Genomic DNA, 20796 nt, shown 5'->3' with positions numbered 1-20796 from the left:
TTGACCCGCCCCGACCTATAGGGTCCGAAACAGCCGAAAAGTCGCCGGAAACCGCATCGCATGGCCAAGCCGCAACTCGAGACGGCGCCGCATTTCTCGCAACCCGTCCGACAGATCCTGTTCATGTTGCTCGTGCTGGCGCTCACGGCCATCGGCGCGGTGCTGGCCGCGCCGCGGGTGATGCCGGTCTTTCTGGCAAACCCCTGGTTCAACGGCTTCATCGGCGCGGTCTTCGTGATCGGGGTGCTGGCCTGCTTCTACCAGGTGGTCACGCTCATCGCCTCGGTCCGCTGGATCGAGGCCTTCGCCGAGGGGCGCCCGGGGATCGAGGCCGCCCCGGCGCCGCGGCTGCTGGCGCCGCTTGCCACCCTGCTGCGGTCGCGCGGCCGGGGGCGGCAGATATCGGCCACCTCCACGCGCTCGATCCTCGACAGTGTGGCAACGCGGCTGGACGAGGCGCGCGAGATCACGCGCTACATCATCAACATGCTGATCTTCCTGGGTCTGCTGGGCACCTTCTATGGGCTGGCGACCACCGTTCCGGCGGTGGTCGACACGATCCGCGGACTTGCGCCGCAGCAGGGAGAGCCGGGCACGGCCGTGTTCAACCGCCTGATGACCGGCCTCGAAAGCCAGCTGGGCGGGATGGGCGTGGCCTTCGCCTCGTCGCTGCTGGGGCTTGCCGGGTCGCTGGTGGTGGGGCTGCTGGAGCTTTTCGCGGGGCACGGGCAGAACCGTTTCTATCGCGAACTCGAGGAATGGCTCAGCTCGATCACGCGCCTGGGCTATTCCTCCGAGGGCGAAGGCGAGGTCGACGAGGAAGCGGTGATCGCCGTCATCGACCACATGGCCGAGCAGATGGAAATGCTGCAGACCATGTTCGCGCAGTCCGACGAGAGCCGCGCCAGCGTGGACGCGAAGCTGTCGCAACTCGCCGACTCGGTCGAGCGGATGACCGAGCGGATCGAGGCCGCCTCGCCCTCGACCGCCGCGCTGATGCGCGTGGCCGAAGGGCAGGAGCGGCTGGCCGACGTGATGCAGGGGATTGAGCGCGGGGCTGAGGGCGGCTTCGACACCGAAAGCCGGATGCGCCTGCGCTCGATCGACGTGCAGCTTCTGCGCCTGCTCGAAGAGATGTCCGCCGGCCGGCAGGAAAGCATCGCGGAACTGCGCAGCGAGATCGCGGCGCTCACCCACGCCGTGGGTCAGCTTGGCGCGCGAATGCCGTCGGGCACGGGGCCGCGGCTGCGGGCGCGGACGACGCAGCAGGGGCAGGTTCCCCCCCAGCGCGAGGCGAAGGGCGGGGAGGGCTAGCGCATGGCGCTCGCACGCCGCAACGGGCAGCGTTTCCAGAACTCGATCTGGCCCGGCTTCGTCGATGCGATGACCGGCCTGCTGCTGGTGCTGATCTTCGTGCTGACGATCTTCATGGTCGTGCAATACGTGCTGACCGAAGAGATCAGCGGGCAGGAATCCGAACTCGACACGCTGTCGCAGGAGGTGGGCACGCTGGCGCGTGCGTTGGGGCTGGCGCAGCGCCAGAATGCGGAGCTGGAGGACCGGGTGGGCGAGCTGTCGGCCACGCTGGACGCGGCCGAGGACGAGGCGAGCCGGCAGGAGGCGCTGATCGCCTCGCTCCGGACCCGGACCGAAGAGCAGGCAGCGGCGCTTGAGGGCGCGGGCGCCCGCATCGCCAGCTTCGAGGAACAGGTCGCAAGCCTGCTGGCCGAGCGCGAGGATGCGCAGGCCCGGATCGCCACGCTGGAGGAGTCGCAGGCCGAGCTGACCTCGGAACGCGACGCGCTGGAAACCGCGCTGGCCAGCGCGCGCAGCGAGATCGACGCACAGGCCGAGGAAGCGCGCCTTGCCGCTGCCCGGCGCGAGGCGCTGGAGGCGCTGGTCGCGGACCTGCGCGAGGAGACTGCAGAGGGAGAGCAGGCGCGGCTGGCGCTCTCGGGCCGCGTCGAGGAGCTGCAAGAGGCCCTGACCGCCGAGGAGGAAGCGCGCCTTGCAGAAGCCGCCGCCGCAGAGGCCCTGCGCGACCGGCTCGAGAACAGCGAGGCGGAACTGACCGCCATGACGCTGGCGCTGGAGGAAGAGCGCCGCCGCGCGGAAGAGACGCTGACGCTGCTCGCCGCGGCGGAAGCCGCGCAGGAGGATCTGAACGCGAAGCTCGCCGCCGCCCTGCTGGCGCAGGAGGGGCTCGAGGCCGATCTTGCCGCCATGACGGAAGAGCGGGACGCGTCGCAGGCCACGGCGGAGCGCACCGCCGGCGAAGTGGAGCGCCTGCGCGCCGACCTGGCCGCCGCGGAGGACGCGGCGGACACCCGCGCGAACCGCATCGCCACGCTCGAAGAGCGTCTGGCGGCGGCGCTCGCGGCGGGGGATGCCGCGACCGCGCGCGCGGAAGCGGCGGAAACAGAGGCGGCGGAGCGCGAAACGCGCCTGTCCTCGATGGAGGCCGACCTCGCCGCGGCGATTGCCGCAGAGGCGCGTGCCCGCGCCCGTGCCGAACAGGCGGAGGCCGCGGCCGCGCAGGCACGTGCCACGGGCGAGGAGCGGCTGACCGACCTGGAGGCGGCACTTGCCGCGGCGTTGCTGGAGGCCGACACGCAGGCGCAGGCGGCAGAGACCGCCCGCACCGAAGCGGCGAAGACGCAAGCCGCGCTGGACGAGGCGCGCGCAGAGGCCGAGGCAACCGGCGCGGCGCTGGCCACCGCGCGGCAGGCCGCCGAGAGCGCGGATGCAGAGGCGGCAGACCTCCGCGCGCGCCTGGCCTCTGCGCTGGAACGCATTGCCGCGCGGGGGCAGGCCGAGGAGGCGCTGCGCGACCGGCTTGCCGCGGCGCAGGCCCGTGCGGAGGCCGCCGAGGACGAGCTGGCCGCCAGCCGGGCAGACATCGCGGCGGCAGGATCGACAGAGGAGACCCTGCGCGGCGACCTCGCCGCCGCGGAGGCGCGTGCAGAGCGCGCAGCGGCCGATCTCGCCACCACCCGCGCGGAGCTGGAAGAGGCACGCGCGCAGTTGGCCGAGACCCGCGCCGAGGCAGAGGCCGCCGGCACCGAACGCACCGATCTGGAACGCCAGCTGACCGAGGCGCTGGCCGCCGTCGTCGCGGCGCAAAGCGCCGAGGACGAACTGGGCCGGCGGCTGGCCGCCGCGCTGGCAGAACAGCGGCAGGTCGAAGCGGATGCCGCCGAGACGCGCGAACGCCTTGCAGCGGCGCTGGCCGCGCAGCGCAGCGCGGAGGCGGAAGTCGAGGATCTGCGGTCCCGGCTGGAGGACGCCGCCGCCGCGCGACTGGCCGCGGAGCAGGGCCAGGGCGAGCGCGATCAGCTCCTGGCCGTGGCCAACCGGGAACTGGAGGAGCAGCGCGCGGCGGCGACGGAGGCGCAGCGCCAGACCGCCCTGCTGAACCAGCAGGTCCGCGAACTCAGCCGCCAGCTCGCGCGCCTGCAGGGGCTGATCGACGCCTCGCGCGAAGCGGACGCGGCGCAGCAGGTGCGAATCGAGTCGCTCGGGGCCGAACTCAACGCGGCGCTCGCCCGCGCCGCGGCAGAGGAACGCCGCCGCCGCCAGCTCGAGGAGGAGCGCGCGCGTCTGCTGGAGGCCGAGAAGGAGGATCTGGAACGCTACCGCTCGGAGTTCTTCGGACGGCTGCGCGCGATCCTCGGTGCGCAGCAGGGCGTGCAGATCGAAGGCGACCGTTTCGTCTTTCCCTCCGAGGTTCTCTTTGCCCCCGGTCAGGCGGAGCTTTCGCGCGAGGGACGCGCCGAGATCGGGCAGGTGGCCGAGATCCTGAAGGGCGTCATGAACCGGATCCCGGACGAGATCGACTGGGTGCTGCGCGTGGACGGGCATACCGACAACGTGCCGCTGATCGCCAGCGCGGAATTCGAGGACAACTGGGAACTGAGCCAGGCGCGCGCGCTGTCCGTCGTGCGCTACCTGATCGACGCGCACGACATTCCGCCGGAGCGGCTGTCGGCCAACGGCTTCGGGGAGTATCAGCCGATCGACCCGCGCGACACGGCGGAGGCGCGGGCGCGCAACCGGCGCATCGAGCTGAAGCTGACCGAGCGGTGAGAGGTGGCTCGGGGGCGCTGCCCCCGTCCGGCTGCGCCGGACTCCCCCGGGGTATTTCGGGACCATTGAAGGACAACCGGGGCGGCGCCCGGGATGCGCGCCACACGAAGCTCAGAGCATCCTGATCGCGTCCTTGTCGATGGCCAGCAGGTAGCCGCGGCGCGCGATGTTGCGCACCAGAAGCTCGCTCACCAGCTGGTTGCCCAGCCCGTCGCGCAGGCGCTTGATGCGGGTGGCGCCGGCGGCTTCGTCGCAGTCGGCCGCAGGGCGTCCGGTGATCACCGCCTCGAGGTCCGCGCCGCTGAGCATCTCGTCGTCGAGCCGTGCCTCGGCGAGGGCGGCCAGAGTCTCCATCGCGGCGTCGGTGAGCTTGAGCGCGATGTTGTTGAGATAGACGGTATTCTCTTCCCGGCTCAGGATCAGCGAGTTGACCTGGATGCCGGCGCGCTCGATCTGCGCCATGCGCCGGTTGAGCGCGAGCAGCAGGACCAGGAAGACGATCGCGGCGAGCAGCATCGCCGCGGAGAAGACCAGCAGGACGAGGATCACCACCCGGTAGCCTGCCAGCGTCTCCGAGAAGGCGCTGCCGCTCTGGGCGAGGATTTCCAGCAGCCTGATCTCGGCCTGGCCGGTCAGGTCGTCGTTCTCGACAAAGATGCGCTCGACCCGGGCGTTGAAGGCGTCTGCATCGGGCAGCACCGCCAGCAGCAGCACCGCCGCCCCGGCCAGCAGCAGCGCGATGCCCGCCAGACCGGCCCAGACGAGGCGCGCGCCCGCCCGCGGACGCTCAGTAGCGGAGGAAATGGGCGCCGGCATTCTCCCGCCTCTCCTCCAGTCCCTCCGCGCCGAAGACCGACACCACGGTCAGCAGCCGCCAGCCCGCCGCGGCGAGGCGGGGGGCCAGTTCCCGCGCCGCCTGTCTGGGCGTGCAGGCCCGCTCGATCCGCGCCACGCCGTAGTGCAGCGCGAAGGGCCGGTCCTGTCGGGCCTTGTAGTCGGCGTAGCACTCGGCCTGCGCCGCAGAGGCGAAGACTGCGAGGATGAGGACGAGCGAAAGCGTGATGCGCATGGGCGGGAGACTGCGCCGGGGACGCGCGTCTTTCAATGACCGAGGGGCCGCGCAGCGCGGTTATCGGATAACGCGGGGCGGTCATTGCCTGTCTGTCGCGGGGCGCCGCAGCGTGAGCGCATCGGGTTCGGCGGGCGCACCGCTGCCGGACCGGGAGATGCAGAACACGAAAGGAGACACCCATGCTCAGACAGGCTCTTGCCCTGGTGGCGGCCGCGGCCCTTGCTGCCGGGGCGCTCGCGCCCTCTCCGGCCCGCGCGGCGAGCGAGGAGGACATCGCGAAGATCCTCGCCGGGCTGGCGGCGCTTGCGATCGTCGGCAAGGCGCTGTCGGACCGCGACCGGGATGACGACGACAAGCCGCCGGTGATCGCGCCGCACCGGCCCAAGCCCAAGGATCACTACCGCCCGCGCCACGACGCGAAGACCGTGCCGGTGCGCTGCCTGCGCACCTACGAGACGCGGCAGGGCGTGCGGCGGGTGGTGATGCGCGGCTGTGCCGAACGGACGGTCGCCGAACCCTGGAAGCTGCCGCGCCAGTGCCTGTTTCGCGTGCAGACGCGGCACGGGCCGGCGGAGGTCTACGGGGGGCGCTGCCTGCGGAAGAGTGGCTACCGGCTGCGCACCGCGGGATCCTGAGGCCGGCGTCCGCCCCGGGGCCCGAGCCGGGGGCGGGCCTTGGCAGGGTCCGCCCCTTCGGGATTCGCCGGTTGACCGCCCGGCGGCACGCGGTCATGTGGCGGCATGGAGTCGCCGGATCTGAGTTTCGAACGGGCCGCGCTGGCCCGCGGCGCGCGCTTCGTCGTGGGGATCGACGAGGTGGGGCGCGGCCCGCTTGCCGGGCCGGTGACGGCGGCGGCGGTGCTGCTCGATCTCGACTGCGTGCCCGACGGGATCGACGACTCCAAGCGCCTGACACCGGCGCGGCGCCGCGATCTGGCGACAGAACTGGCCGCCTGCGCGACCGTCAGCGTGGCCCATGCCAGCGTCGAGGAGATCGATACGCTGAACATCCTGGCCGCGGCGGAGCTTGCCATGTGCCGGGCGGTGGCGGCGCTGCCGCTGGTGCCCTGCCACCTGCTGATCGACGGCAACCGCGTGCCGCAGGGCCTGCCCTGCGGGGCAGAGGCGGTTGTGGGCGGCGACGGGCGCGTGCTGTCGATCGCCGCGGCATCGATCGCGGCCAAGGTCGCGCGCGACACGATCATGGTGGAGCTTGCGCAACAGTTTCCCGGCTACGGCTGGGAGACGAACATGGGCTATTCGTCAAAAGGCCACATCGCGGCGCTTCAAGATCTGGGAGTGACCCCTCACCATAGACGATCCTTCGCGCCCGTGCACAAGATATTGTATCAAGGCAAAAGCGTAAGTCTCTGATTCGAAAAAGAAATTGACCTGATTCGCCGGCTCGCGCATCCTTGGGCGCGCAAGCGACGAGCGCGGCGAACCGCGCCGGGGACAGAGGCAGAGACGACGATGAAAGACATGACGCGCGGGGCCGTGGCCCCGCGGAACACGATTCTGCGCGGCGACTGCATCGAGCAAATGGCGCGGCTGCCCGAGGCCAGCATCGACCTGATCTTTGCCGATCCGCCCTACAACCTGCAGCTGCGGGGCGACCTGCATCGCCCGGACAACTCCCGCGTCGATGCGGTGGACGACGCCTGGGACCGTTTCGACAGCTTCGCGGCCTATGACGCCTTCACCCGTGCGTGGCTGGCAGAGGCGCGGCGCGTGCTGAAGCCCTGTGGCGCGATCTGGGTCATCGGCTCCTATCACAACATCTTTCGCGTGGGCGCCGCGCTGCAGGACGCGGGCTTCTGGATCCTGAACGACGTGGTCTGGCGCAAGTCGAACCCGATGCCGAACTTCCGCGGCAAGCGGTTCACCAACGCGCACGAGACGATGATCTGGGCCAGCCGCGCGGAGGGCGCGCGCTACACCTTCAACTACGAGGCGCTCAAGGCGCTGAACGAGGGTATCCAGATGCGCTCTGACTGGGTGCTGCCGCTCTGCACCGGGCACGAGCGGCTGAAGGACGAGAGCGGAGAGAAGGCGCATCCGACGCAGAAGCCCGAGGCGCTGCTGCATCGCGTGCTGGTGGGCTGCACCAACCCCGGCGACGTGGTGCTCGATCCCTTCTTCGGGACGGGCACGACGGGGGCCGTCGCGCGGATGCTGGGGCGCGACTACATCGGGATCGAGCGCGACGAGGGGTATATCCGGCTGGCCGAGAAGCGGCTGGCGGCGGTGCGCCCCTACGACCGCTCGGCGCTGGAGGTGAGCGCGTCGAAGCGCGCCGCGCCGCGCGTGCCCTTCGGCCAACTCGTCGAGCGCGGCATGCTGCGGCCGGGCGAGGTGCTGACCTCGGTCAGCGGCAAGGCGGCGAAGGTCCGCGCCGACGGCACGCTGGTGGCCGACGGGGTCAACGGCTCGATCCACCAGGTCGGCGCGGCGCTGGAGGGGGCGCCGTCCTGCAACGGCTGGACCTACTGGTGCTTCCGCCGCGACGGGCAGGTGGTGCCCATCGACGTGCTGCGCCAGCAACTGCGCTCGGAGATGGGGGAGCGGCCAGGCTGAGACAGGGGGAAGGCGCGCCGCGCGGTCCCCTGCCCGCCGCCTGAGGGCACCACCTGGCCCCGGCCGTTGCGCCGGGGCCTTTTTCTTGCGCACGGCGCTCTATGTCCTTCGTAAGGACAAGGGAGCGCATGATGGAGCGAATTCTTGTGATCGGGGCGAGCCGCGGCATCGGGCTGCAGGTCGTCCGGCAGGGGCTGGAGCGCGGGCTGCGCGTCCGTGCGATGGCGCGCAGTGCCGAGGGCATGGCGGAGGCCGAGGGGCTGGAGCGTTTTCCGGGCGATGCCACGGACGCGCAGGACCTGACCCGCGCGCTCGAGGAGCAGGAGGCGGTGATCCTGGCGCTGGGCGTGCCGCCGGGGCTGGGCTTCGTCTATCGGCCCGTCACGCTGTTTTCGCGGGCGACCGGCGCGCTTCTGCCGCTGATGGAAGAGCAGGGGCCGCGGCGTTTGCTGGCCGTCACGGGGTTCGGCGCGGGCGACAGCAATGCCGCTCTCTCCATGCTGGAGCGCGTGCCCTTCCGCGCGATCATGGGCCGCGCCTACGACGACAAGACCCGGCAGGAGGAGGCGATCCGCGCCAGCGCGCTGGACTGGACCATCGCGCGCCCCGGCATCCTGACCAACGGGCCGCGCACCGGGCGCTACAAGGTGCTGACAGAGCCGTCGGAATGGCGCAACGGCATGATCGCGCGCGCCGACGTGGCCGAGTTCCTGCTCGACGCCGCGCAGACGGAAAGCCATCTGCGCGAGGCGCCGGTGCTGGTGCGGTGAGGCCGCATTGGGGCTTTGCCCCGGCGGACCCTGCGGCCTACTCCCGCGGAGCATCCCGGGACCGTCGAAAAAGGCGCGCGCTCAGCGCGGCATCGGGGTCGCCGCCTTGTTGTAGGGGTGCCAGTCGTTGATCTCGGGGTAGTAGCGGCGGCGCCAGGCCTTCACCCGCGGGTTCATCACGCGGCGCCAGAGCGGCGGGATCATCGCGGCCACGGTCATCACCGGGTAGCCGTAGGGCAATTGCGGCGCCTCGTCCTCGGTATAGGTCTGCAGCAGCGGAAAGCGCCGGTCGGGCTTGTAGTGGTGATCAGAGTGGCGCTGCAGGTTGATCAGCAGCCAGTTCGAGGCGCGATGCGCGGCGTTCCAGCTGTGGCGCGGCTTGACGTGTTCGTATTTCCCCTCGCCCAGGTGCTTGCGGGTGAGCCCGTAGTGCTCGACGTAGTTCACCAGTTCCAGCTGCCAGACAGCGATGAAGGCCTGCCAGACGAAAAGCGCGAGCCCCACCCAGCCGGCCAGCGCGAAAGCCAGCCCCAGCATGACCGCCTGCAGCGCCCAGTAGCGCCAGAAGGGGTTCCCGGCCGACCACCACGGCTTGCCCTTGCGCGCGAGCATGTCGCGCTCCGCCTTGAAGGCCGAGGTCAGGCTCTGCCGCAGCACGCGCGGGAAGAAGCGGTGGAAACCCTCGTTGTAGCGCGCGGTCACCGGGTCGCGCGGCGTGCCGACGTAGCGGTGATGCACCAGCAGGTGCTCTGACCGGAAATGCGAATAGAGCACCATGGCAAGCAGGATGTCGCCCAGCCACCGTTCCCACCTGTTCCGCTGGTGCATCAACTCGTGGGAATAGTTGATGCCGATGGTGCCAGTGATGACCCCCATGCCGAAAAACAGCCCGATCGTCTCCAGCGCGCCCATGTGCCCGGCGCGGGGCACATACCACAGAAGGCCAAAGAGCGTGCCCGCCTGCACCGCGGGCCAGATGCGCGTGACGAGGGTGTAAGCGCCCAGCGCACTTTCCGGTGTTTCCGGATCGGCGTTGCCGGTGTCCTGGCCCAGCGCCATGTCGACCGCGGCGAAGAGATACCATGTGACCACCGGCAGCAGCAGCACGGTCCAGCCGCCATACAGCGCCCCGATCCACGCCAGCGGGATCAGCGCCAGCGACATCCAGAAGGGAAGGGCGCGCCACCAGCGCGCCACCTGAGCCGCGGGGATGGTATGAAGCTGTTGCATGGTGCCCGACCTGTTTTGCCGGGAATATATCCGCTCCGCCCCGGCTGCGCCATGCGGCGCGTCAGCCGCCGCGCGCAAGATCGAAAGCCTTGCGCATCACCGTGGGCAGGTCGGAGGGGCGGAACTCTTCCTGCGGCAGGAAGATGCCGCGCGCGGGCGCCCGGTCCATGGGCACAAGCGCCGTGCGCAGCGCCAGTCGCAGGTGGAAATGGGTGAAGGTGTGGCGCACCTCGGCACCGGCATCGCGCCACTCGGCCCGGATCGGCGGCGCGGGGGCGGGCGCATCCTCGACCCAGTCGGAACCCGGCCAGCCCAGCATCCCGCCCAGAAGCCCCTTTTCCGGCCGCCGTTCCAGCAGCCAGGCGCCGTCCACCCGCCGGGCGAGATAGGCGATGCCGTGGCGCACCGGCTTGGCCTTCTTCGGCGTCTTGGCAGGCAGGTCCGGCGCGCTGCCGGCCAGCCGGCCAAGGCAGCCGTCGCGCCAAGGGCAGATCCCGCAGGCCGGGCGGCGCGGTGTGCAGATCGTGGCGCCAAGGTCCATCACGGCCTGCGCGTAGCACCCCGGTCGCGCCTGCGGCGTAAGCTCCGCGGCGCGCGCGGTCAGCTCGGGCTTTGCCGCCGGCAGCGGCGTGCGGATGTCGAAGAGGCGCGCCATCACCCGCTCGACGTTGCCGTCCACCACCGTCTCCGCCCGGTCGAAGGCGATGGCGGCGATCGCGGCTGCGGTGTAGGGGCCGATGCCCGGCAGCTTTCGCAAGGCATCGAGAGTGCCGGGAAAGCGCCCGCCGTGCTCTTCGGCCACCACGCGCGCGCATTTCAGCAGGTTGCGCGCGCGGGCGTAATACCCAAGGCCCGCCCATTCGCCCATCACCCGCGCGTCGTCCGCCGCGGCCAGCGCCTCGACCGTGGGCCAGAGCGTCGTGAAGCGGTGGAAATGGTCGCGCACCGCGGCGACGGTGGTCTGCTGCAGCATCACCTCGCTCAGCCAGACGCGGTAGGGATCGGGGCGCTGGCCGGCCGCGCGCGCGGCCGGTCCCACCCGCCAGGGCAGTTCGCGCCCGTGCCGGTCGTACCACGCCAGAAGCTCTGCGGCGGGTTCACGCAGGGTTGACATCGCGCGCGGGCTCCTTTCTGCGATATGGGCTGGCACGGGCGGCTCGGACCACTAGAATAGCCGCGACCCGGAGGAGGCCAAGCGTGACCGACAGGCCGATCAGAGGGCGGGGATTCGCCCGCGCCGCAAGCGTCCTGCAGCCGCACATCCGCAAGGCGGCGGAGGGACGCGGCTTTGCCGTCACGCGGGTGCTCACCCATTGGGAAGAGGTCGCGGGCGCCGAGATCGCGCGCCTTGCCCGTCCCGTCAAGATCAGCCACACAGGCCCCGGCTTCGGCGCGACGCTCGTCCTGCTGACCACCGGCGCCAATGCGCCGCTCGTCGAGATGCAGAAGGAGCGGCTGCGCGAGCGGATCAACGCCGCCTACGGTTACAACGCCATCGCGCGGCTGCGGGTGACGCAGACCTCGCCCACCGGCTTCGCCGAGGCGCAGGCGCAGTTCGCGCCGCCCGCACCCGCGCCGCAGCCGGGACCCGACCCCGCGCGCGAAGCGCGCGCGGCAGAGATCGCCGCGCCCGTGCAGGACGACCGCCTGCGCGCCGCGCTCGAGGACCTTGGCCGCGCGGTGCTGTCGCGCGGCGCCGCCACCCCCTGACCAAGAGGACCCGCATGACCTTCAAGCTTCTGACCGCCGCGCTCGCGCTCTCACTGGCCGCCGGCTGGACCACGTTGCAGCCCTCGCCCGTCGCCGCGCAGGAAGCGGAGGCCGAGGCGCCGGAAGTCGTCGAGATGGCGCTGGGCGAGGCCGACGCGCCGGTCGAGGTGATCGAATACGCCTCCTACACCTGTCCGCACTGCGGCACCTTCCACGAGAACGTGCTGCCGCGGCTCAAGGAGGAGTACATCGACACCGGCAAGGTACGCTTCGTCTACCGCGAAGCCTATTTCGACAAATATGGCATGTGGGCCTCGATGATCGCGCGCTGCGGCGGCGAAGAGCGGTTCTTCGGCATCACGGACCTGCTCTACGAGGCGCAGGGCGACTGGTCGCGCGCCGGCAGCGACGTGGCGGTGGCCGAGGAGTTGCGCAGGATCGGCCGCCTTGCCGGGCTGGGCGAGGATCGGATCGAGGCCTGCCTCAACGACGCCGACAAGCTGCGCGCGCTGGTGGGCTGGTATCAGGGGAACGTCGAGGAGCATGGCATCGACTCGACCCCCAGCTTCGTGATCGACGGCGAAACCTACGGCAACATGAGCTACGCCGACTTCTCGGAACTTCTCGACGAGAAGCTGGGCGACGAATGAGCGCGCCCCTCGAGGGCATTCGCGTCGTCGAACTTGCGCGCATCCTGGCCGGTCCCTGGGCGGGCCAGGTGCTGGCCGACCTGGGCGCGGAGGTGATCAAGGTCGAAAGCCCCGAAGGCGACGACACCCGCCGCTGGGGGCCGCCCTTCATCGAGCGCGACGGGGACCGGGAGGCCGCCTATTTCCACGCCTGCAACCGCGGCAAGGCCAGCGTGATCGCGGATTTCCGCACCGAGGCGGGCCGCGACAAGGTGCACGCCCTCGTGCGCGGGGCCGACGTGGTGATCGAGAATTTCAAGGTCGGCGGGCTCGCGAAATACGGGCTCGACTACGCGACGCTCTCGGAAGATCAGCCCCGGCTGGTCTGGTGTTCGATCACCGGCTTCGGACAGGACGGCCCCTACGCCCACCGCGCGGGCTACGACTATATCATCCAGGGGATGTCGGGTCTGATGTCGATCACCGGGGCGGCCGACGGCCCGCCGCTGCGCGCCGGCGTGGCGGTCACGGACCTGTTCACCGGGGTCTATTCCGCGGTGGCGATCCTTGCCGCGCTGCATCAGCGCCAGTCCACGGGGCGGGGGCAGATGATCGACATGGCGCTCATGGACACGGCCGTCGCGGTCACCGCGAACCAGGCGATGAACTACCTTGTCACCGGCAAGCCGCCGGGGCGGACAGGGAACGTGCATCCCAACCTCTCGCCCTACGAGGTGTTTCCCTGCGCCGACGGGCACGTCATCATCGCCACGGGCAACGACGCGCAGTTCCGCAGGCTTTGCGACCTTCTGCGCCTGCCGGGACTGGCCGAGGCGCCGGATTACGCCACGAACGCCGACCGGGTGACGCACCGCGCCGCGCTCTTCGAGGCGCTGGCCGCGGCCACGCGCGGCTGGGTCAAGGCCGATCTGCTCGCGGCCTGCGAGGCCGGGAGCGTGCCGGCCGGGCCGATCAACGACATGGCCGAGGTCTTCGCCGACCCGCAGGTAGAGGCGCGTGGCATGAAGGTGACGCTGGATGGCGTGCCCGGTGTGCGCGGACCCTTCCGCTTTTCGGACGCCGAGCTGAAGCTCGAGCGCCCCTCGCCCCGCCTGGGCGAGGATGATCGAGCCGCGCGGCCAGGCGGGCTGGAAGGCGCTTGAAGCGCCTTGCGCCGGTCCCCCTTGTTCGCGCGGGGTCCAAGCGGCCCGGAGGGAAGCGGTTTGCAAAACCGCTTCAAGGCGCTTTCAAGCGCCTTTCCCGGGGTCCCTAAGGCGCGCAAGCGCCCGGTCGAGCGGCTCCCAGTCGTCGAGTGACAGCCGCACCGGCAGCGTCAGCACCTCCATCCGGAACTCGCGCGGCAGCCGCACCGCGTCCTTCTCGGTGGTGACCAGTCGCGCCCCTGCTGCCGACGCTTCGCGTGACAACCGTGTCAGAAGCGCGGCCCCCAACCGCTGATGGTCGTCGAGCGCATGGGTCGCGACAAGCTCCGCCCCGAGGCTGCGCAGGGTCGCAAAGAACTTTTCCGGGTGGCCGATCCCCGCGAAGGCCAGCGCCCGCAGCCCGTTCCACTCCATGCCGGTGGGCAGCGGCTCCAGCCGCCCGGTCAGATGCGGCAGCGTGATCGCCGGACCCCATCGCCGCGCGAACGCCTCCTGGGCGGAGTCCGGGCCGATGGACAGAAGCAGGTCGCTGCGCGCGAGGCCTGCTGCCACGGGCTCGCGCAGCGGCCCCGCCGGCAGGCAGCGCCCGTTGCCGAAGCCCAGCGCTGCATCGACGACGACGACCGAGAGATCCTTCGCGAGCGACGGGTTCTGGAACCCGTCGTCCAGCAGGATGGCCGCCGCCCCGGCCGCGGCCGCCGCTCGGGCGCCTGCCGCACGATCCCTGGCGACCCAGACCGGGCCGAAGGCCGCCGCGAGCAGCGGCTCGTCGCCCACGTCGTCCGCGCCGTGGCGCCGCGGGTCCACCCGCACCGGGCCCGTCAGCCTGCCGCCGTGCCCGCGCGAGACGACATGCGCCTCGATCCCGCGCTCCGCCAGCCGCTGCAGCAGCGCCACGACCGTGGGCGTCTTGCCGGCGCCGCCGACGTTCAGGTTGCCCACGCAGATCACCGGCACGCCGACCCGCGCACCCGGGCCGCGTGCCACGCGCCGCGCCGTCGCCTGCGCGGTCAGCCAGCCCAGCGGGGCAAGCGCCCTTGCGCGCCAGTCGGGCCGCAGGGGATCGGTAAACCAGAAGCCTGGCGCGCGCATCAGGTGCCGCCCCCTCCGGTCATGCCGTCTGTCCAAGGTCGAGCGTGTCGAGCACCAGATCGGTGATCCGGTCGGTGACTTCCGCCCCGGCCGAGACGATCTGCCATCCTGCCTGTGCCATCGCCGCGGCACGGTCCGGCGCGATCAGATGGGACAGCGCGTCGGACAGGCTGGCCGCATCGCCCGCGATTCGCGCGGCGCCCCCCGCCAGAAGGCGCGAGCAGGCGTCGATGTGGTGATCCATGTTCGGTCCGCAGATCACGGCGGATCCCAGCGCCGCAGGCTCATAGGGATCGCGTCCGCCGTGCCCGGCTTCGAGCGAGCTTGCCATGAAGGTCACCGGGGACAGCCGATACCAGAGTCCCATTTCGCCACGCGTGTCGGCCAGATAGACCTGCGTTGCGTCGTCGGGCAATTCTCCGGCAGAGCGGCGCACGGCGAGCAGGCCTGCGGCGGAGATGTCGGCGGCCGCAGCATCGGCGTCGGCTGGCTTGTCGGGCACGAGAATCAGCAGCAGGCGGTGTGCCAGCCGCAGCGTGGCGCGGTGCGCCTGCAGCACCGGTGCCACTTCGGCCGGTTGCGTCATTGCGGCGAGCCAGACGGGCCGTGTCGCGAGCAATCCGGAGAAGCTGTCGAACGCGGCTTCGTCGCAGGGCAGGGGGCCGCTTCCCTCCTGCAGCAGACCGATCACCGAGATGCGATCAGACGGTATGCCGAGACGTCGCAGCCGGCGGGCGGCCCCGTCATCGCGCGCCAGGGCCGCATCGAAGCGGCCGAAGGCATCGCCCCGCAGGGTGAGGAGCCACGTCAGGCCGCCGTCCAGATCGCGCTCGTCGGCATCGACGAGGAAGAGCGGCACGCCTGCCTTGGACGCCGCGCCCAGCAGCGCGGCCCGCGGGGCGCCGCCGCTCCACAGGCAGCAGTCGGGCGCCCAGTGCCGCATGAAGCGCTGGGCCTCGCCGACGCCCTCTGCGGGCAGCGGCTGCCAGAGCGCTGCGCCGCGCAGTCGCGGCGGCGGCGGCACATCCGGGGCGGCGGTATAGAGCAGGGTCAGGCCCGGTCGCTGTCCGGCGAGCCGCTGGCCCAGCCGCAACAGGGGCCCGCGCCGCTGTGCTCCGGTAACGTGCAGCCAGACCAGTTCGCCGGGTGGGCGCGGGGGCCGGTCCGGCACGCCGTCGCCGCCGCGCGCGGCGCGTGCCTGGCGGCGGAACAGGCCCGCCAGTCCCTGCGCTGCGCCCAGCGCTCAGCCCTCCAGTTCCTCGGTCGGCGAGGCAGGCATCGCCTCGTCGCGCAGACGGTGAAGATGGGCTATGAAATACCGCATGTGGGCGTTGTCCACCGTGCGCTGTGCCTCGGCCTTCCAGGCGTCGTAGGCGGTCTTGTAGTCGGGAAAGATGCCGACGATGTGGATGTCGTCCACATCGCGGAACTTCGTGCCGCCCGGGTCTTCCAGCTCGCCTCCGAAGACGAGGTGCAGGCGTTGGGCCATGTGCCGCGCTCCCCTCTGCTTTCCGCGCAGGACCCTAAAGCCCCGTCGCGCCGATGCAAAGGCTCCCCGCAGGGCAGGACGGCAAGCGCTGCGACGGAACCGCCGCGCTCCGGGTCGCATGCATGGGTCAGTCGCCCTCCGGTCGAGGCGACAGGCGCACCGCGCATGCCACCCGTCCCGTCCGCCCGCGCAGTCCGTCCCGCCGCCGCCTCGGCGCCGGCACAGGGCGGCCTCCGGCACGGTCGAAGGCACGCCCGCGGCGGGGCAGGCGCCGGTCCGTGGCGGCGGGCGGAAACGGGGCCCGCCAAGCTGGTGGCGCGGGGCGGAACCGGGCCGCGCCGTGCAGATCGCTGCCGTCTCCGCCGATCCGGCGTAACGATCCGCGGGATGCGCTGGCGAGTTGCCTCGTGGCAGCGGGCGCCAGGGCGCCTTCGTGGCCATCGCACCTTCGGCCGCGCGTCCGCGGCCAGGGACACCGCGATCGCTGCGCTGCCTTCCCGCGACACCTGTCTCGCGCCCTGCATCGCAGGGTGCCAGGGCGAGCAACCGGTCGCCTCGGGCGGCGTGCACGCGCGGATGACGCCCGGCGGGAAGGGCGGGATCGTGGCCGGCCTTGGGGGTTCGACGTGCGTCGAGGCGCGCTTTTCGGCGAGGCTTGCGGTGCGCGGCGCGCGCAGCGAAGGAAAAAGAGCGGTGCGCGGAGCGAAGGAAAAAAGGCCGGGCTGACAAGCCCGGCCAGGTCCAACAGGGAGGTGCATGTCGTGACCCGGACATGCGCGGGATCCGATAGAGCCAGATAAATGGATACTGCGGCTTTGTGACTTTGATCTGGCGCAAGTGCGGTGCTTTTTTTCGCGCCCTGCCGCCGGTCAGCTCACCAGCCGGTATCCGCCCGACTCCGTCACCAGAAGCTGCGCGTTCGCCGGGTCGGGCTCGATCTTCTGTCGCAGCCGGTAGATATGCGTCTCGAGCGTGTGGGTCGTGACGCCGGCGTTGTAGCCCCAGACCTCGTGCAGCAGCACGTCCCGCGCCACGACGCCTTCCGGCGAGCGGTAGAGGAATTTGAGGATGTTCGTCTCCTTCTCGGTCAGGCGGATCTTGCGGTCGTCCTCGGTGACCAGCATCTTCATCGCCGGCTTGAAGGTGTAGGGGCCGAGCGCAAAGATCGCATCCTCCGACTGCTCGTGCTGGCGCAGTTGCGCACGGATGCGGGCGAGCAGCACGGGAAACTTGAAGGGCTTGGTGACGTAGTCGTTGGCGCCTGCATCGAGGCCCAGGATTGTGTCCGCATCGCTGTCATGACCCGTCAGCATCAGGATCGGGCATTTCACGCCCTGCTTGCGCATCAGGCGGCACAACTCGCGCCCGTCGGTGTCGGGCAGGCCCACGTCGAGGATGATCAGGTCGAAGATCTGGGACTTGGCCCGCTCCATTGCCTGCGCCCCGCTCGCGGCCTCGAAGACCTCGAAGTCCTCGGTCATCACCAGCTGTTCGCTCAGCGCCTCGCGCAGGTCGTCGTCGTCGTCCACCAGCAGGATGTTTCTGAGCTGCGGCATGTTTCTTCCCTCCTGTTTCGCGGGAAATGCGCAGACGGACGCCCCCCGGCAATATTTGCTGCAATCCTCTCACGCCCATGTGTTACGCAGAGCCGAATTGTTTCACGGGCATCGGGCCTTACATCCACGGCACGCGCTCTTTAGGAACCCGGCATGAGCATCGCCCCCGATCTGACGGAACTCCTCGCCCGCGCGCGGGCCGATCTGCGGATGGGCGTGGGGGTGGTCCTGACGGGCGCGGGCGCGAGCGCTCTGGTCATGGCGGCCGAAACGCTGCACGCCGCCCGGCTGGAGGCCGTGCGCGCGATGGCGGGTGAGACGGTTCTGGCCATCACCGCCCGGCGGGCGGGCACGCTGAAGGCGCGCGCCTATGACGGCGATCTCGCGCGCGTGCGGCTTCCGCCCGACGCGGACCATCGTTGGGTGCGCGCGGTGGCCGACCCGGCCGATGATCTGACACATCCGATGAAGGGGCCGCTGCTGTCCGCCCGCAGCGGCGAGGCGGCGTTGCATCGCACCGCTCTGCGACTGGTGAAATCCGCGCATCTGCTGCCCGCGGCGGTGGTGACCGATCTGCCCGACGGCGCGGGCTTCGCGCGCGCGCACCGGCTGACCCTGCTGCCCGCCGCGCTGGCCGACCCGCTGCTGGCGGCGGCAAGCCCGCTGGCGCCCGTGGCACAGGCGCGCGTCCCGGTCGAGGCGGCGGGCGCCGGGCGCCTGCATGTCTTTCGCCCCGCCGACGGCGGCGAAGAGCACTACGCCTTCGAGGTCGGACAGCCGCGCCGTGACGCGCCGGTGCTCGCCCGGCTGCACTCGGCCTGCTTCACGGGCGACGTGCTTGGCTCGCTCAAGTGCGACTGCGGCCCGCAGTTGCGCGCGGCGCTGGCGCAGATGGGCGCCGCGGGCGCCGGCGTGCTGCTCTACCTCAACCAGGAGGGGCGGGGCATCGGGCTGGCCAACAAGCTCCGCGCCTATTCGCTGCAGGATCAGGGCTTCGACACGGTCGAGGCGAATCACCGGCTGGGGTTCGAGGATGACGAGCGCGACTTTCGCATCGGCGCGGACATCCTGCGGCGGATGGGCTTCGGGTCGGTGCGGCTGATGACCAACAACCCCCGCAAGGTCGAGATGATGCAGGCCGAAGGCATCGCCGTGGCCGAGCGCGTCCCGCTGCGCGTCGGGCACACCGCCGAGAACGCGGGCTACCTCAGGACCAAGGCCGCGAAGTCGGGGCACCTGCTGTGACGCCTGCGGACATGGTGCTTGGCCCGCGCGGGCTGCGCTTTCGCGGGCGTGTCTTTCCCTGTGCGATCGGGAGCGGCGGGCTGACGGGCGACAAGCGCGAAGGGGACGGGGCGACGCCGCGCGGCGTGCATCGGATCGTGGGGATGCTCTATCGCCCGGACCGGATGGCGCGGCCCACCGACTGGGCGGTGCCGATCCGGCCGGGCGACCTGTGGTCCGACGATCCGCGCGACGAGGAGTACAACCTGATGATCCGCGCGCCGCACCCCTGGAGCCACGAGGCGCTGCGGCGGCCCGATCCGCTCTATGATCTCGTGTTGCTGACGGACTGGAACTGGCCGCGCGCGGAGCGCGGGCGCGGCTCGGCGATCTTCGTGCACGCCTGGCGGCGGCCCGGATATCCGACCGCCGGCTGCGTGGCGCTTGACCCCCGGCATCTGCGCTGGATCGCGCCGCGGATCGGCTATGCGACGCGGCTGATCGTGGGCTGAGGGGCCGCTCGGTGCGCGCTGGCGCGCGCGTCTCGCGATGAGCGCCCGCGAGGGCGCGAAGAGCGCTCAGCCCGGCCGCGCGCCGAAGATCGCGCTGCCCACCCGGACATGGGTGGCGCCCAGCGCGATCGCCTGCTCGAAATCGCCCGACATCCCCATCGACAGCCCGTCCAGCCCGTTGCGCGCGGCGATCTTCGCCAGCAGCGCGAAATGCAGCGACGGCGCCTCGTCCACCGGCGGGATGCACATCAGCCCCACCACCGGCAGGCCGAGGGCGCGGCAGTCCGCCACGAAGCCGTCCGCCTCGGCCGGCAGCACGCCGGCCTTCTGCGGCTCTTCGCCCGTGTTCACCTGCACGAAAAGCTCGGGGCAGTGGCCCAGCTCGTCCGCCAGCCGCGCCAGCGTCTGCGCCAGCCTGGGCCGGTCCACCGAATGGATCGCCTGCGCAAGCTCCATCGCCTGCCGCGCCTTGTTGGTCTGCAACGGTCCGATCAGGTGCAGCGCGATATCGTCGTAGCGTTCGCGGAGCGCCGGCCAGCGCCCGGCGGCCTCCTGCACCCGGTTCTCGCCGAAGTCGCGGTGGCCCTCGCGCAGCACCGCCTCGATCCGGTGCTCGGGCTGTTGCTTCGACACGGCGATCAGCGTGACCGCGCCCGGCGCGCGGCCGGCCTTCGCCTCTGCCTGCGCGATGCGGTGGCGGATCTCTGCAAGCGACATGGGCGGTCTCCCTCCGGTTGCCCGGCAGATGCCACCATGCCCCGCAAAAGGAAAGGGGCGGGCCCGCGGGCCCGCCCCCTGTCACGTCCGATCAGCGAAGGGATCAGAAGTTGAACTGCAGACCGAGGTCGGCGGTCAGCTTGTCGTTCCACGGATCGACCACACCGCCGCGGATCGTGGCGCCGCCGCCCAGGTCGTGGACGAAGCCGACGCCGTAGGAGTCGCCGCCGTCGCCATCCACTTCCTCGTCGGTGGCGAAGAAGGCCGAGACGGTCGTCGCAGCACCGGCATCGAAGTCGCCGCCGATGACATACTTCTGTGCGCCGTCGTTGTCGGCGGCCTTGAAGGTGACGCTGGCGGGGCCAAGGTCGCCGATCACGATGAACTGCACGCGGTCATCGGTGTCGTCGGTCGAATCCTGCCAGCCCAGCGACACGGTCCAGTCGTTGAATGTATAGGCACCGCCGAGCGAGATACGCTCTTCACCACCGCTGTTCGACAGGTCCGAGTAGGACCCGATGAACGAGAAGTCGCCCATGCCGTAGCCGACCCGCACGCCGTTAGAACCAGCGCCGGTGGAGCTGTAGGTGTCCCAACTGTCGCCTTTCGAGGCCGACTTGGCAGCGAGGTTGTGGAAGCCCAGGCCCGAGAGGCCGAGCGACTGCTCGAACACGCCGGGCAGTTCGGCGATCGCACCTCCGATGTTGCCGACCTGCACCGACAGGCCCTCGTAGGCGACCCCGAACTGGGCGCCGTTCGGATCTGCGGTGTTGGCAGTGCCGTCACCGTCGAGGTCGTCATCCGCCTGCATCCGGACAAGTGCGCTGAACTCCAGGCCGTTGTCGGCAGTTGCGCTGGCGTTGATGTCCAGACGGAAGCGGCTCTCGATACGGGTCTCCAGGTCGGCGTCCTCGTCATACAGGATGCCGAAGCGGCCGAAGCCGCTGAAGCTGACGTCTGCGGCGGCCAT

At 71.0% G+C, this 20796-nt stretch carries 21 protein-coding genes; 11 read left to right on the top strand and 10 right to left on the bottom strand.

Annotation, left to right across the window (positions count from 1 at the left end):
• Positions 1–60: 60 nt before the first annotated feature.
• Positions 61–1314 (top strand): biopolymer transporter ExbB, encoded by a 1254-nt coding sequence (locus ACLFOB_RS05505; RefSeq protein ID WP_410915958.1) that lies wholly within the window; start codon positions 61–63, stop codon positions 1312–1314.
• A 3-nt stretch (positions 1315–1317) separates the two neighbouring features.
• Complete coding sequence (locus tag ACLFOB_RS05500; protein ID WP_410925362.1) at positions 1318–4086, top strand: peptidoglycan -binding protein; 2769 nt, start codon at positions 1318–1320, stop codon at positions 4084–4086.
• Between the two features lie 111 nt (positions 4087–4197).
• On the opposite strand, the gene ACLFOB_RS05495 is transcribed toward ACLFOB_RS05500, so the two are convergent.
• Both ACLFOB_RS05495 and ACLFOB_RS05490 read right to left on the bottom strand, forming a co-directional pair.
• Positions 4198–4902, bottom strand: coding sequence for a winged helix-turn-helix domain-containing protein (locus tag ACLFOB_RS05495; RefSeq protein WP_410925360.1), 705 nt, complete (start codon positions 4900–4902; stop codon positions 4198–4200).
• On the bottom strand, positions 4874–5155 hold the full coding sequence (locus ACLFOB_RS05490; RefSeq protein ID WP_410918391.1) for a hypothetical protein: 282 nt from the start codon (positions 5153–5155) through the stop codon (positions 4874–4876). Before ACLFOB_RS05490 ends, ACLFOB_RS05495 begins: the two co-directional genes overlap by 29 nt.
• A 182-nt stretch (positions 5156–5337) precedes the next feature.
• Here ACLFOB_RS05490 and ACLFOB_RS05485 point away from each other — a divergent pair, with 182 nt between their 5' ends.
• From ACLFOB_RS05485 to ACLFOB_RS05470, 4 genes are all read left to right on the top strand, one after another.
• Positions 5338–5793, top strand: a complete 456-nt coding sequence (locus tag ACLFOB_RS05485; RefSeq protein WP_410918392.1) for a hypothetical protein — start codon at positions 5338–5340, stop codon at positions 5791–5793.
• Positions 5794–5898: 105 nt separating this feature from the next.
• Positions 5899–6531, top strand: a complete 633-nt coding sequence (locus tag ACLFOB_RS05480; protein WP_410925358.1) for a ribonuclease HII — start codon at positions 5899–5901, stop codon at positions 6529–6531.
• A gap of 99 nt (positions 6532–6630) precedes the next feature.
• The gene (locus ACLFOB_RS05475) at positions 6631–7734 is read left to right on the top strand and encodes a site-specific DNA-methyltransferase (RefSeq protein WP_410925356.1); all 1104 of its coding nucleotides are present in this window, start codon (positions 6631–6633) and stop codon (positions 7732–7734) included.
• Positions 7735–7865: 131 nt separating this feature from the next.
• Positions 7866–8504, top strand: coding sequence for an NAD(P)-dependent oxidoreductase (locus ACLFOB_RS05470; RefSeq protein WP_410918535.1), 639 nt, complete (start codon positions 7866–7868; stop codon positions 8502–8504).
• An 81-nt stretch (positions 8505–8585) separates the two neighbouring features.
• Here ACLFOB_RS05470 and ACLFOB_RS05465 read toward each other — a convergent pair whose 3' ends face one another.
• On the bottom strand, positions 8586–9734 hold the full coding sequence (locus tag ACLFOB_RS05465; protein ID WP_410925354.1) for an alkane 1-monooxygenase: 1149 nt from the start codon (positions 9732–9734) through the stop codon (positions 8586–8588).
• A 61-nt stretch (positions 9735–9795) separates the two neighbouring features.
• On the bottom strand, positions 9796–10848 hold the full coding sequence (mutY, locus tag ACLFOB_RS05460) for an A/G-specific adenine glycosylase (protein ID WP_410925352.1): 1053 nt from the start codon (positions 10846–10848) through the stop codon (positions 9796–9798).
• Between the two features lie 83 nt (positions 10849–10931).
• On the opposite strand from mutY, the gene ACLFOB_RS05455 reads away from it, so the two are divergent.
• Genes ACLFOB_RS05455 through ACLFOB_RS05445 form a run of 3 tightly spaced genes read left to right on the top strand, consistent with a single transcriptional unit; the run spans position 10932 to position 13236 of the window.
• A complete protein-coding gene (locus tag ACLFOB_RS05455; RefSeq protein WP_410917011.1) occupies positions 10932–11444 on the top strand; it encodes a DUF721 domain-containing protein in 513 nt (170 codons plus the stop codon).
• Between the two features lie 14 nt (positions 11445–11458).
• The gene (locus ACLFOB_RS05450) at positions 11459–12094 is read left to right on the top strand and encodes a DsbA family protein (protein ID WP_410917012.1); all 636 of its coding nucleotides are present in this window, start codon (positions 11459–11461) and stop codon (positions 12092–12094) included.
• On the top strand, positions 12091–13236 hold the full coding sequence (locus ACLFOB_RS05445) for a CaiB/BaiF CoA transferase family protein (protein ID WP_410925350.1): 1146 nt from the start codon (positions 12091–12093) through the stop codon (positions 13234–13236). The genes ACLFOB_RS05450 and ACLFOB_RS05445 overlap by 4 nt, the downstream gene beginning before the upstream one ends.
• An 84-nt stretch (positions 13237–13320) precedes the next feature.
• On the opposite strand, the gene lpxK is transcribed toward ACLFOB_RS05445, so the two are convergent.
• From lpxK to ACLFOB_RS05425, 4 genes are all read right to left on the bottom strand, one after another.
• On the bottom strand, positions 13321–14328 hold the full coding sequence (lpxK, locus tag ACLFOB_RS05440) for a tetraacyldisaccharide 4'-kinase (RefSeq protein ID WP_410917015.1): 1008 nt from the start codon (positions 14326–14328) through the stop codon (positions 13321–13323).
• Positions 14329–14347: 19 nt separating this feature from the next.
• Complete coding sequence (locus ACLFOB_RS05435) at positions 14348–15499, bottom strand: 3-deoxy-D-manno-octulosonic acid transferase (RefSeq protein ID WP_410917017.1); 1152 nt, start codon at positions 15497–15499, stop codon at positions 14348–14350.
• 72 nt (positions 15500–15571) lie between these two features.
• Complete coding sequence (locus tag ACLFOB_RS05430; protein WP_410917019.1) at positions 15572–15817, bottom strand: DUF4170 domain-containing protein; 246 nt, start codon at positions 15815–15817, stop codon at positions 15572–15574.
• Positions 15818–16686: 869 nt separating this feature from the next.
• Positions 16687–17373 carry a response regulator transcription factor gene (locus ACLFOB_RS05425; RefSeq protein WP_410917020.1) on the bottom strand — a complete coding sequence of 229 codons (687 nt, stop codon included), beginning with the start codon at positions 17371–17373 and terminating at the stop codon, positions 16687–16689.
• 153 nt (positions 17374–17526) lie between these two features.
• Here ACLFOB_RS05425 and ribA point away from each other — a divergent pair, with 153 nt between their 5' ends.
• Both ribA and ACLFOB_RS05415 read left to right on the top strand, forming a co-directional pair.
• Entirely contained in the window at positions 17527–18618 is a 1092-nt protein-coding gene (gene ribA / locus ACLFOB_RS05420; protein WP_410917021.1) for a GTP cyclohydrolase II, read from the top strand.
• Positions 18615–19109, top strand: coding sequence for a L,D-transpeptidase family protein (locus ACLFOB_RS05415; protein ID WP_410925348.1), 495 nt, complete (start codon positions 18615–18617; stop codon positions 19107–19109). Before ribA ends, ACLFOB_RS05415 begins: the two co-directional genes overlap by 4 nt.
• 66 nt (positions 19110–19175) lie before the next feature.
• Here the strand turns inward: ACLFOB_RS05415 and ACLFOB_RS05410 are convergent, their stop codons facing one another.
• Together ACLFOB_RS05410 and ACLFOB_RS05405 are read right to left on the bottom strand one after the other, a co-directional pair.
• Positions 19176–19826, bottom strand: a complete 651-nt coding sequence (locus tag ACLFOB_RS05410; RefSeq protein WP_410925346.1) for a YggS family pyridoxal phosphate-dependent enzyme — start codon at positions 19824–19826, stop codon at positions 19176–19178.
• Between the two features lie 103 nt (positions 19827–19929).
• On the bottom strand, positions 19930–20796 hold an 867-nt coding region (locus ACLFOB_RS05405), incomplete at its 5' end, for a porin (RefSeq protein WP_410925344.1).

The organism is Rhodosalinus sp. (genome assembly GCF_046542825.1).
GTDB lineage: Bacteria > Pseudomonadota > Alphaproteobacteria > Rhodobacterales > Rhodobacteraceae > Rhodosalinus.
Note: the sequence above shows the minus strand (reverse complement) of the source record. Positions and strands in the feature narration are given on the sequence as shown.

What these genes read in the sequence shown, in the direction of transcription:
- ACLFOB_RS05505 (WP_410915958.1), top strand. Translation starts at nt 61, where the DNA reads ATGGCCAAGCCGCAACTCGAGACGGCGCCGCATTTCTCGCAACCCGTC.
- ACLFOB_RS05500 (WP_410925362.1), top strand. Translation starts at nt 1,318, where the DNA reads ATGGCGCTCGCACGCCGCAACGGGCAGCGTTTCCAGAACTCGATCTGG.
- ACLFOB_RS05495 (WP_410925360.1), bottom strand. Translation starts at nt 4,902, where the DNA reads ATGCCGGCGCCCATTTCCTCCGCTACTGAGCGTCCGCGGGCGGGCGCG.
- ACLFOB_RS05490 (WP_410918391.1), bottom strand. Translation starts at nt 5,155, where the DNA reads ATGCGCATCACGCTTTCGCTCGTCCTCATCCTCGCAGTCTTCGCCTCT.
- ACLFOB_RS05485 (WP_410918392.1), top strand. Translation starts at nt 5,338, where the DNA reads ATGCTCAGACAGGCTCTTGCCCTGGTGGCGGCCGCGGCCCTTGCTGCC.
- ACLFOB_RS05480 (WP_410925358.1), top strand. Translation starts at nt 5,899, where the DNA reads ATGGAGTCGCCGGATCTGAGTTTCGAACGGGCCGCGCTGGCCCGCGGC.
- ACLFOB_RS05475 (WP_410925356.1), top strand. Translation starts at nt 6,631, where the DNA reads ATGAAAGACATGACGCGCGGGGCCGTGGCCCCGCGGAACACGATTCTG.
- ACLFOB_RS05470 (WP_410918535.1), top strand. Translation starts at nt 7,866, where the DNA reads ATGGAGCGAATTCTTGTGATCGGGGCGAGCCGCGGCATCGGGCTGCAG.
- ACLFOB_RS05465 (WP_410925354.1), bottom strand. Translation starts at nt 9,734, where the DNA reads ATGCAACAGCTTCATACCATCCCCGCGGCTCAGGTGGCGCGCTGGTGG.
- mutY (WP_410925352.1), bottom strand. Translation starts at nt 10,848, where the DNA reads ATGTCAACCCTGCGTGAACCCGCCGCAGAGCTTCTGGCGTGGTACGAC.
- ACLFOB_RS05450 (WP_410917012.1), top strand. Translation starts at nt 11,459, where the DNA reads ATGACCTTCAAGCTTCTGACCGCCGCGCTCGCGCTCTCACTGGCCGCC.
- ACLFOB_RS05445 (WP_410925350.1), top strand. Translation starts at nt 12,091, where the DNA reads ATGAGCGCGCCCCTCGAGGGCATTCGCGTCGTCGAACTTGCGCGCATC.
- lpxK (WP_410917015.1), bottom strand. Translation starts at nt 14,328, where the DNA reads ATGCGCGCGCCAGGCTTCTGGTTTACCGATCCCCTGCGGCCCGACTGG.
- ACLFOB_RS05430 (WP_410917019.1), bottom strand. Translation starts at nt 15,817, where the DNA reads ATGGCCCAACGCCTGCACCTCGTCTTCGGAGGCGAGCTGGAAGACCCG.
- ACLFOB_RS05425 (WP_410917020.1), bottom strand. Translation starts at nt 17,373, where the DNA reads ATGCCGCAGCTCAGAAACATCCTGCTGGTGGACGACGACGACGACCTG.
- ribA (WP_410917021.1), top strand. Translation starts at nt 17,527, where the DNA reads ATGAGCATCGCCCCCGATCTGACGGAACTCCTCGCCCGCGCGCGGGCC.
- ACLFOB_RS05410 (WP_410925346.1), bottom strand. Translation starts at nt 19,826, where the DNA reads ATGTCGCTTGCAGAGATCCGCCACCGCATCGCGCAGGCAGAGGCGAAG.